Genomic DNA, 10318 nt, shown 5'->3' with positions numbered 1-10318 from the left:
GCCCGCCCGGCCGGTCACGGGGCTCCGCTTCTTCCTCGGGGGACCCGTCCGGGCAGCGAATCGCGACCGGGCCCCCGGCGGCGGGTTCACGGCTGGGGGACGAGCCCCCGGCGGGTGAAGAAGTCCGAAAGTACCGGGGCGAGCACCTGCGGGGAGAGTTCCCTGGTCTGGCCGCTGAGCGTCCGGTGCCGGGCGTCGGGGATCGCCTCGGCCAGCGCCATCGCCGTCTCCCGCACCGGGCCCGCGCTGAATCCGCCGCTGACGATCAGCGTCCGGGCGGTCACCGCCGCGAACCGCTCCAGCGGGGGAGTCCCGTCCCCGAGCAGGATGTCGTCGTACTCCAGCGTGTGGGCCAGCGCCTCCAGCCCCGCCCACAGCGGCGCCCGGCGCATCCGTGCCACCGTCTCCGGCGCCACGCCCGTCCGCGCCAGGAACAGCTCCACCGCACCGCCCCGGTCGCCCGCCGCCAGCCGTTCCCGCAGCTCCGCCGTGCACCGCGCCTTGTACGAGAGCCCCTCCCCGCCCGGGGTGTAGGGCGGCTCGAAGACCGCCAGCACCTCCATGGGCACGCCCGCAGCCTGCGCCTCCAGAGCCAGCGCCCCGCCCGACGACATGCCGAACACCGCCACCGGCCCGTCCGCCGCACCGACGACCGCCGCGAGATCCTCGATCTCCCGGTCCCGCGTGTACGGACCGCCCGGTCCGGCACCGCTGCCGCCCCGGCCCCGGCGGTCGTACGTCACGACGGTGAAGCGGTGCGCGAGCAGCGCGGCCAGCGGGCCCTCGGTCGCGGCGGTGCTCAGCGCGCCCCCGACCAGCACCACCGTCGCCCCGTCGCCCTGTCCGCAGTAGGCGATCGGGGTGCCGTCCAGCGAGAGAATCCTGTCCATGGGAGGGCAGACCCCCGGCGTCCGGAGAACTCATCGCAGCCGGAGAGGATTTTTCAGCAGGACCCGAAGCAGGCTCAAAAGGCCTGCTGGTTCGGTCGATTTATGATCAATCAGTGACATTCTCGGTCTCGTAGAAGCAGAAGTGGTCCTTGATCGCGGCCACTTCGGGCTTCGGGTCGGGGTAGGCCCAGACGAGATCGGCCGCCCCGGGCAGCGACCAGTAGGAGGCATCTCCCTTGAACGGACAGTGCGTCCGGGTTCCGGAGGGCGTCAGCAGTTCGGTACGGACGTCCTCGGGCGGCAGGTAGTAGCGGACCGGGCAGCCGCTCTCGCGCAGCACGAGCGGCCGTCGGCTTTCGGCCAGCAGCCGGCCGTCGCGCACGACCCGGACGTGGTCGGTCCCGGGCTCGACGGTGATGCGGTGTCCCTCGGCGGAAGTCATGTCCGGTGCAGCGGGCGGGGCGCCGGTTTTCTTCCCGTACGGCCCCCGCTCCCCGGGGCGCTTCCGGCCCGGGGAGCGCGTCGCCGTACGGTGTCGGCATGAACATCTGTGTCTTCCTCTCCGCCGCCGACCTCGACGACCGCTACACCCGCCCCGCCCGGGAATTCGCCGAGCTGCTCGGACGCGGCGGACACACCCTCGTCTGGGGCGGCTCGGAGAGCGGGCTGATGAAGGTCGTCGCCGACGGTGTGCAGGAGACCGGCGGGCGCCTGGTCGGCGTCTCCGTGGACTTCCTGGCGGACAAGGCCCGCGCGAACGCCGACGAGATGGTCATCGCCCGTGACCTCGCCGAGCGCAAAGCACTGCTGCTGGAGAAGGCCGACGCCGTCGTGATCATGGTCGGTGGTACCGGAACGCTCGACGAGGCCACCGAGATCCTGGAGCTCAAGAAGCACGGCAAGCACACCAAGCCGGTGGTCCTGCTGAACGCCGACGGTTTCTACGACGGCCTGCGCCAGCAGTTCCTGCGCATGGAGGAGGAGGGCTTCCTGCCGATCCCCCTCACCGACCTCGTCTTCTTCGCCGAGGACGGTGTCGGCGCGCTGGCCTACCTGGAAGAGTCCGCGGGTCAGCTCTGATCCCCGCCCACCCGGTCCAGCGCGCCCGGCCGGTGCCGGCGCGGGACCGGGTGGGATCATGGAGCCCATGCCTACCCACCTCATCACCGGCGCCGGTTCCGGCATCGGAGCAGCCGTCGCCCGCCGCCTCCGCGACCGGGGCGACGACCTCGTCCTGCTGGCCCGCGACGCGGGCCGCGCCAAGGAACTGGCCGCCCTCCACCCCGGGGCCCGCACACTCGTCGGTGACCTGGGCAACCCCGACCGGCTCTCCTGGGCGTTCGGCCAGCAGCCGATGCCCGAGAGCCTCGACTCGCTGCTGCACATCGCCGGCGTGGTCGAGCTGGGGAACATCGGCGACCTCACTCCGAAGGCCTGGCACTTCCAGCTCAACGCCAACCTCGTCGCCCCCGCCGAACTGACCCGGCTGATGCTGCCGCAGCTGCGCGTCGCCCGGGGGCACGTCGTCTTCGTCAACTCCGGCGCCGGCCTCTCCGCGTCCGCCCAGTGGGGCGCGTACGCCGCCAGCAAGCACGGCCTCAAGGCACTCGCCGACTCGCTCCGCCACGAGGAGCACGGCAACGGCGTCCGCGTCACCTCCGTCTACCCCGGCCGCACGGCGAGCCCCATGCAGGCCAAGGTCCACCAGCAGGAGGGCAAGGAGTACGACGCCGCGCGGTGGATCGACCCCGAGTCCGTGGCCACCACGATCCTCATGGCGATCGACCTCCCGCGCGACGCCGAGGTCAACGACCTGACGGTCCGCCCCGGCCGCTGATCCCGCGAGTGCCGGGGCGGTGGCACCGCCCTGGGGGCCGGGGCCGCCGCCCCGGGACCGTACGCTTCCCGAGTGAGCGAGAAGAGCAGGTTCAGCGAGTGCGCGGCGACCGGGGTCGGGTCCATGCCCGGAGGCGACGCGCGGGAGACGGCGAAGACCGTCACCGGGTCCTTCGCGGACGGTCAGGGCATTCCCCACCTGGCGGAACTCCCCGCCCGGGGCCCCGGCGCGGACATGATCGGCCGGACCGTCGGACTCCTCGTGGAGATGTACGGGCACGTCGAGCCCAGCGGCTGGCGGATCAGCGACCGCCCCGGCCGCGACACCCGCCGCGCCCGCTCCTGGCTCGGCGAGGACCTCGACGCCCTGGAGGAGTTCACCCAGGGGTACGAAGGGGTGCTCAAGGTCCAGGCCGTGGGGCCGTGGACCCTCGCAGCGGCCCTGGAGCGGCGCAACGGCGAGGCCGTCCTCGGCGACCCCGGCGCCTGCCGCGACCTCGCCGGATCGCTCGCCGAAGGACTGAAGGCCCACCTCGCCGAGGTACGCCGCCGGATTCCCGGCGCCGACGTCGTGCTCCAGCTCGACGAACCGTCCCTGACCGCCGTACTCGGCGGCCGGGTCAGGACCGCGAGCGGCTACCGCACCTACCGCTCCGTGGACCGCCAGATCGTCGAAGGCGCCCTGCGCGACCTGCTCGCCGTCGCCGGGGACGGCGCGGGGCTCGTGCACTCCTGCGCCCCCGAAGTTCCCTTCGCCCTGCTGCGGCGGGCCGGGGCCGCCGCGGTCTCCTTCGACTTCTCGCTGCTCACCGAGCGTGAGGAAGAGGCGATCGGCGAAGCGGTGGAGGGCGGCACCCAGCTGCTCCTCGGCATCGTGCCGGGCACCGACGCGGCCTCGGCCGGATTGTCCGACCCGGGCGGTAGCGTCATGGGAGTCAGGAAGCTGTGGAGCAGGCTGGGGCTGAATCCGGGGACTCTCGCCGAGTCCGTCGTGCTCACCCCGTCGTGCGGCCTCGCGGGTGCCTCACCCGCGTACGCCCGCGCCGCGCTCGCCCACTGTGCCCGGGCGGCGCGGTCCCTCGCGGACAACCCCGAGTGACGGGACGCGCGGCACGGACCCTGACCCGGGGCACCGCGCCGCGCACCCCGCACCATTCGAGAGACAGCCCCCAACGGGAGGACGGGACGATGGCCGGCACCGGCGACGAGCACATCCAGCAGGACACGGCGGTGCCCAGCGAGGCACGGGAGCGGCACGCCCTCGTCGCCGAGCAGATCGAGGACCACCGCTTCCGGTACTACGTGCGCGACCAGCCGGTCGTCAGCGACGCCGAGTTCGACCTGCTGATGCGCGAACTGGAGGCGCTGGAGGAGGCCCACCCCTCGCTGCGCACCCCGGACTCACCGACGCAGAAGGTAGCGGGCCCGTACATCACCGAGTTCACCTCGGTCGAGCACCGCGAGCGGATGCTCTCCCTGGACAACGCCTTCGACGACCTGGAGCTGGCCGCCTGGTTCGAGCGGGTCGCCAAGGACGTCGGTTCCACCGGCCACTCCTTCCTGTGCGAGCTGAAGGTGGACGGCCTCGCCGTCAACCTCACGTACGAGCACGGCCGGCTGACCCGTGCCGCCACCCGCGGCGACGGTGTCACCGGCGAGGACGTCACCCCCAACGTCCGTACCATCGCCGAGATCCCGCACCGGCTGAAGGGCGACCGGATTCCCGCGCTGGTCGAGATCCGCGGTGAGGTCTTCTTTCCCATGGAGGACTTCGAAGGGCTCAACGCCCGCCTGGTGGAAGCCGAGGACAAGCCGTTCGCCAACCCGCGCAACGCGGCGGCGGGTTCGCTCCGCCAGAAGGACCCCAAGGTCACCGCCGTCCGCCCGCTGCACATGGTGGTCCACGGCATCGGCGCCCGCGAGGGCTTCGACATCGACCGCCTCTCGCACGCCTACGAGCTGCTGAGCGAATGGGGCCTGCCCACCGCCAAGCACAACAAGGTCGTGGACACCCTCGACGGCGTACGCGAGTTCATCCGGTACTTCGGTGAGAACCGGCACTCCGTGGAGCACGAGATCGACGGGGTCGTCGTCAAGCTCGACGAGATCCCCCTCCAGGGCCGGCTCGGCTCCACCGCCCGCGCCCCGCGCTGGGCCATCGCCTGGAAGTACGCCCCGGAGGAGGTCAACACCAAGCTGGTCAACATCCGCGTCGGTGTCGGCCGCACCGGCCGCGTCACCCCGTACGCCCAGGTCGAGCCCGTGAAGGTGGCGGGCTCCGAGGTCGAGTTCGCCACCCTGCACAACCAGGAGGTCGTCAAGGCCAAGGGCGTCCTCATCGGGGACACCGTCGTCCTGCGCAAGGCCGGCGACGTCATCCCGGAGATCCTCGGCCCGGTCGTGGACCTGCGCGACGGCACCGAGCGCGAGTTCGTCATGCCCGCCGAATGCCCCGAGTGCGGCAGCCCGCTGAAGCCGGCCAAGGAGGGGGACATCGACCTCCGCTGCCCCAACGCCCGCGCCTGCCCGGCCCAGCTGCGCGAACGCGTCTACTACCTCGCAGGCCGCAAGTGCCTCGACATCGACCACTTCGGTTACGTCGCCGCGGCCGCCCTCACCCAGCCGCTCGAACCCGCCGAGCCCCCGATGCTCGACGAGGGCGACCTCTTCGGACTGACCATCGAGCGGCTGCTGCCGATCCGCGCCTACGTCCTCGACCCTGCCAGCGGACTGCCCAAACGCGACCCGAAGACCGGTGAGGAGAAGACCGCCCTCGTCTTCGCCAACCAGAAGGGCGAGCCGAAGAAGAACGCGCTCGCCATGCTGGAGGGCATCGAGGCGGCCAAGCAGGCCCCGCTGGCCCGGCTGCTGACCGGACTCTCCATCCGGCACGTCGGCCCGGTCGCCGCGCAGGAGCTGGCCCGCCAGTTCCGCTCCGTCGAGGCCCTCGACGCCGCGACCGAGAAGGAACTGGCGGATGCCGACGGCGTCGGCGACATCATCGCCGCCTCCGTCAAGGAGTGGTTCGCCGTCGACTGGCACCGGGAGATCCTGCGCAAGTGGCGGGAGGCCGGGGTCCGCATGGAGGACGAGAGCACCGGCGAGGACGAGGGCCCCCGCCCGCTGGAGGGGCTCACCGTCGTCGTCACCGGCACCCTCGCCGGGCACACCCGGGACGGCGCCAAGGACGCGCTGCAGAGCAGGGGCGCCAAGGTCACCGGCTCGGTGTCGAAGAAGACCTCCTTCGTCGTCGTCGGCGACAACCCCGGCTCCAAGTACGACAAGGCGATGCAGCTGAAGGTGGCCGTGCTCGACGAGGCCGGTTTCGCGGTCCTGCTCGACGAGGGCCCCGAGGCGGCGCGCGCGGCGGCACTGCCGGCCGAGGGCGAGTGAGCGGGGCGGGGCACCGCCTGGATGGACGACGACCGTGACGAGCTCGACGCCGTGTGGGGCGAGATCCTCGATCTCATCGGCACCGACGGCTACAGCTACGTCTCCTCCATCGGCTGCTCCGCCTGACACACCACCACACCGGGCACCCCGTCAACCGGGGGACAGCCCTCAGCCGTCCGCCGCCAGCCGGCTGAGGACTTCCCCGGGGGTGAAGCTCCAGCCGACCAGACGCGGCCCACTCCAGTTGATGCCGATCACGAGGCCGTCCCGGGCGGCATCGGGCAGCACAGGATCGCACCAGGTGTCCAAGGGCATGGAATCGACGCGGAGCCCACGCCCCCAGATCTTCGCAGCCCTCTGAGCCCGGGGCGAGGTCGACCAGAAGGGAAGACTTCGCGTGCCGTCCGCGGAGAGGTGAGTCGGGCTTCCGCCATCACCCCGGACGAGCCAGACCACTCTGTTTCCACGGACGTCCCGGAAGAATGCCGCCGCTTGCGAACCGCTCTGACTCATGGCCACCTAAGGGTTGTCCCGCCATTCCTGGCGGGTGCGCGACGACAGCTACGGCACCTCTCCAGTATGCGGACGCTCCTCCGCCTTGCGATGCACCGCATCCGACGCCGCGCACTGATCCACCACGAATCGCGGGACAACCCTTCAGCCTGACTTGATCGTTGACCAGTGCGGCGGGGACGCCGGGCCGGCTCTCGTACTCGTCCTCGGGCCGGAAGGGTTCCCAGGGAAGTGGACGGCGTCCGCCACGCCCCGGGAAGGCCCTCCGGCCACCTGCCGGAAGTCCTCCGCCCCACAAGCCTGCCCCACCCCGGGCCGGCTCGTACGGCGGCCCCACGAACGGCCGGAGGAGAGTGGGGGTGGGACGGAACTGCAGGGGAACACGCTTCTTGACGAGGGAGGCGGGTATGGCACGACGTTCCCATTCGTACAGGGCGCCGGAGTGGACCGAGCCGGGCCAACGGTGGGCTCTGTGGATCTACTGGCCGATGCTCTTCATCAGTACGGGACTGCTCGCATGGAGGGTGAGTGACGGCGCCGGTACGGGACAGATCGCACTGGCTGCCCTGCACGTCCTCGTATGGGTATGCCTCCTGACAGCCAATCGGTCCGCACGCCACCGACAGTCCGACGCACGGCCGTAGCCCTCGTAGCCGGCCCGGCCGCCCCGGCGGGCCGACAACGGGCCGAACGGCACCCACCTGGCGCTACCAGGGGCGCGACGTGAGGCGCAACCGGTTCAGGGGCCGCGCAGGGTTCGCCGGGTGCCCGGCGCGGGTCGGGCCGGCGGACTCACCATGGGTTCGCCGCGGTGGGTGGGCCGCCTCGACGCCGGGCGGTCGAGCCGGGCCGCCGGGTCGTCGACCAGACGCAGAAGGCCACGAGCGATCGGCAGGCGGGGGGACCCGTGCTCCAGCCGTCCCCGACCCCGTCACCGCCCCACGCGGGCAACTGCATTGGCCGCCGCCGCCCCCTGACGTCCGGGAGGCCCGGGCGATGTCCGGCACCACCCGTTCGGACCATACGGACGCGGGGAGACCCGCCCGTCGGCGCCCGGGGAGCGGCTTGCGGCGCTGAATATGCGCGCCGCGGGTCGAAGAACCGTTCGCATACTGGACATACAGGGTGTTCTGGCGGTGCGGCGAGGTGCCGTGACCGTCCCCGCGCACCGGGCGGGAATCACGGGACAGCCCCAAAGGCGCGGAGCGCTGCCCCGGAAGCTCCCGGCGTCCTACTGTTGGCACCTGCGCCCTCCGTGCACGGCTGCGGGGCGGGTGCGGGCCGTGGTGGCATGGGAGCGGGGGCCACCGTGTGACGTCGTCACCGCAGGCTGTGAGAGGGACGGAATGAAGCCGACCGAGAGCGCCGCACCGGTGTCGCGGATGCAGGGTTTCACGGGCCTCACGCCGAAAGGGGGGGCCCTGCTCGTGGCGCTCGCCGCCGTACAGCTCGTCACGGGCCTCGGTCGCTTCCTTCGTGACGGCGACGCCCTCTTCCCGGACGGCACCGCGGGCTGGTCCCTCGCCGTCCTGACCGGTGTCATCGTCGGTCACCTGGTCGCCCTCGGCCGGGACCGCTGGTGGGGTGGCACCGGCTCCGGCTCCGCGCTGACCCTCGCCGTCCTGCTGCTGTACGGCTGGGTGCCGGCCGGACTCGTCAGCGTGATCGTCGTCGTCCTCGTCGGTGTCGCCCGGCGCCACCGCTGGCAGCAAGGCCTCCTGCACGGTGCCGTGGACATACTCGGCATCGGAGCCGCGGCCCTCGTGCTCGCCGCCTTCGGAGTCGCGCCCAGCGTCGAAACCCCCTGGCAGCCACTCGACTGGGGCATCGACACCCTGCCGGCCGTGGTGCTCTGCGCCGGCACCCATCTCCTCGTCACCCGAGCCCTCCTCTGGTACGCCCGCGCCCCCCAGGGCGGCGGACTGCCGACCATCGCCCGCACCACGCTGCTGCGCCAGGGACTCGTCGCCGTCGCGCTGCTCGGCATCGCCCCGCTGATCTGCGTCGTGGCGGTGACCATGCCCGTCCTCCTGCCGCTCTTCGCGGTGCCGCTGATCGCGCTCGACTCCACGCTCTGGATCGCCCGCGCCCGCGCCGAGGAGCAGCTGCGCGACCCGCTGACCGGACTGCCCAACCGGCAGTGGCTGCTCCAGCGGATCTGGTCCGCGCTGGAGGAGGCCGAATCCCTCGGCAACCGCTCCGCCCTGGTCCTCATCGACCTGGACCGCTTCCGCGCCGTCAACGACACCCTCGGTCACCTGGCCGGCGACCGGCTGCTCCTCCAGATCGCGGACCGGCTCCGGCTCGCCCTGCCGCGCGGCGCGGAGGCCGCCCGCCTGGGCGGGGACGAGTTCGCGGTGCTGCTCCCGTACACCGAGTCCACCACCAGCGCCCAGCGCGTCGCCCGGCACCTGATCGCCGAACTCTCCTCGCCGCTCGACCTCGACGGACTCACCCTGGTGCTGGAGGCCAGCGCCGGGGTCGCCGTCCACCCCGAGCACGCGCAGGACGCCGAGGGGCTGCTGCGCCGCGCGGACGTCGCGATGTACCAGGCGAAGCGCGACCGCACGGGCGTGGAGGTGTACGAGTCCAAGCGGGACAGCAACACGCCGGACCGCCTCGGCCTGCTCGGCGACCTCCGCCGGGCGCTGGACGCGGGGGACGTCGAGCTGCACTACCAGCCCAAGGTCCGCTTCGACGGCCAGGTGGCAGGGCTCGAAGCCCTGGTGCGGTGGGTGCACCCCGAGCGCGGCCGGGTCCCCCCGGACGAGTTCATCGCCATCGCGGAGACGTCCGGGCTGATGCCGCACCTGACGGATTACGTCCTGGAGACCGCACTGGCCCAGGTCGCCCGCTGGCGGGCCGAGGGGCTCTACGTGCCCGTCGCCGTCAACGTCTCCCCGAGGGACGTCCACACCCCCGGGTTCGCCGGCGGTGTGGCCGCCCGACTGGCCCGCCACGGGGTTCCGGCCGGCTCCCTCCAGCTGGAGATAACGGAGCACGTGCTGCTGGAAGACCCGCAGCGCGCGGCCGACACCCTCGCCGGACTCACCGGACACGGCGTGAAGATGTCGCTCGACGACTTCGGCACCGGATACTCCTCCCTCGTCCACCTGCGCCGGCTGCCGGTGAGCGAGCTCAAGATCGACCGGTCGTTCGTGGCCCGGCTCGCCGTCGACCAGGAGGACGCGGAGATCGTCCGCTGCACGATCGACCTCGCCCACTCGCTCGGACTGCTGGTCGTCGCGGAGGGCGTCGAGGACGACGAGACCTGGGAGCGGCTGCGGGACCTGCGCTGCGACGCCGTACAGGGCTGGCTGGTGGCGGCCGCGATGCCGCCTCAGGAGGCGACGGCCTGGCTGCGGGCGCGCGGCGAACACGGCTGGCGGCGCCCGGCCGAGCTGAAGGCCGCAGCCGCAGCCGAAGCGGCGGCGCCGGCGGCTGCGGCTGCGGCGACGTAAGTGACGGCGGCACCGGCGAAAGTGACGGCGGCACCGGCACAAGCGACGGCGACACCGGAACCCGAGCAGCTCCCGTCGGGCCGCGCCGTGAACTCCGGCCCGGCCCCGGCCTGAGGCGGCGTACGGCGGGGTACGGGCGGGGCCGCACCCCGCCGGTCCCGGGGCCCCGGCACCCGGTGGCGGAGGCGTGTGCGGGCGACCCCATAAGATTGGGCCAAACCGACT

The 10318-nt window shown here is 72.5% G+C and carries 8 protein-coding genes; 5 read left to right on the top strand and 3 right to left on the bottom strand.

The features are described 5' to 3' along the window. Nucleotides 1-86: 86 nt before the first annotated feature. A complete protein-coding gene (locus ACFWEP_RS10380) occupies nt 87-890 on the bottom strand; it encodes an alpha/beta fold hydrolase (RefSeq protein ID WP_387368485.1) in 804 nt (267 codons plus the stop codon). Between the two features lie 106 nt (nt 891-996). Beyond that, entirely contained in the window at nt 997-1332 is a 336-nt protein-coding gene (locus tag ACFWEP_RS10375; protein WP_387368484.1) for a DUF427 domain-containing protein, read from the bottom strand. 98 nt (nt 1333-1430) lie between these two features. Here ACFWEP_RS10375 and ACFWEP_RS10370 point away from each other — a divergent pair, with 98 nt between their 5' ends. The 4 genes from ACFWEP_RS10370 (at nt 1431) to ligA (ending at nt 6119) form a co-directional block, all read left to right on the top strand. Further along, the gene (locus ACFWEP_RS10370; RefSeq protein WP_387368483.1) at nt 1431-1970 is read left to right on the top strand and encodes a TIGR00730 family Rossman fold protein; all 540 of its coding nucleotides are present in this window, start codon (nt 1431-1433) and stop codon (nt 1968-1970) included. A 67-nt stretch (nt 1971-2037) separates the two neighbouring features. Continuing rightward, nucleotides 2038-2727: an SDR family oxidoreductase gene (locus tag ACFWEP_RS10365; RefSeq protein ID WP_387368481.1), complete on the top strand. Its 690-nt coding sequence runs from the start codon at nt 2038-2040 to the stop codon at nt 2725-2727. 72 nt (nt 2728-2799) lie between these two features. Continuing rightward, complete coding sequence (locus ACFWEP_RS10360; RefSeq protein WP_387368480.1) at nt 2800-3825, top strand: methionine synthase; 1026 nt, start codon at nt 2800-2802, stop codon at nt 3823-3825. 89 nt (nt 3826-3914) lie between these two features. Beyond that, entirely contained in the window at nt 3915-6119 is a 2205-nt protein-coding gene (gene ligA / locus ACFWEP_RS10355) for an NAD-dependent DNA ligase LigA (RefSeq protein ID WP_387368479.1), read from the top strand. Nucleotides 6120-6287: 168 nt separating this feature from the next. Here the strand turns inward: ligA and ACFWEP_RS10350 are convergent, their stop codons facing one another. Further along, complete coding sequence (locus tag ACFWEP_RS10350) at nt 6288-6632, bottom strand: DUF2750 domain-containing protein (protein ID WP_387368477.1); 345 nt, start codon at nt 6630-6632, stop codon at nt 6288-6290. Between the two features lie 1346 nt (nt 6633-7978). Between ACFWEP_RS10350 and ACFWEP_RS10345 the strand changes: the two genes are divergently transcribed. Next, nucleotides 7979-10093: a putative bifunctional diguanylate cyclase/phosphodiesterase gene (locus tag ACFWEP_RS10345; protein ID WP_387368476.1), complete on the top strand. Its 2115-nt coding sequence runs from the start codon at nt 7979-7981 to the stop codon at nt 10091-10093. Nucleotides 10094-10318: the final 225 nt, after the last annotated feature.

The organism is Streptomyces sp. NPDC060198 (assembly GCF_042728415.1).
Classification (GTDB): domain Bacteria; phylum Actinomycetota; class Actinomycetes; order Streptomycetales; family Streptomycetaceae; genus Streptomyces.
Note: the sequence above shows the minus strand (reverse complement) of the source record. Positions and strands in the feature narration are given on the sequence as shown.

Bases quoted from the DNA above. Each gene is read 5' to 3' on its own strand.
- ACFWEP_RS10380 (WP_387368485.1), bottom strand. From the start codon at position 890: ATGGACAGGATTCTCTCGCTGGACGGCACCCCGATCGCCTACTGCGGA.
- ACFWEP_RS10375 (WP_387368484.1), bottom strand. From the start codon at position 1,332: ATGACTTCCGCCGAGGGACACCGCATCACCGTCGAGCCCGGGACCGAC.
- ACFWEP_RS10370 (WP_387368483.1), top strand. From the start codon at position 1,431: ATGAACATCTGTGTCTTCCTCTCCGCCGCCGACCTCGACGACCGCTAC.
- ACFWEP_RS10365 (WP_387368481.1), top strand. From the start codon at position 2,038: ATGCCTACCCACCTCATCACCGGCGCCGGTTCCGGCATCGGAGCAGCC.
- ligA (WP_387368479.1), top strand. From the start codon at position 3,915: ATGGCCGGCACCGGCGACGAGCACATCCAGCAGGACACGGCGGTGCCC.
- ACFWEP_RS10350 (WP_387368477.1), bottom strand. From the start codon at position 6,632: ATGAGTCAGAGCGGTTCGCAAGCGGCGGCATTCTTCCGGGACGTCCGT.
- ACFWEP_RS10345 (WP_387368476.1), top strand. From the start codon at position 7,979: ATGAAGCCGACCGAGAGCGCCGCACCGGTGTCGCGGATGCAGGGTTTC.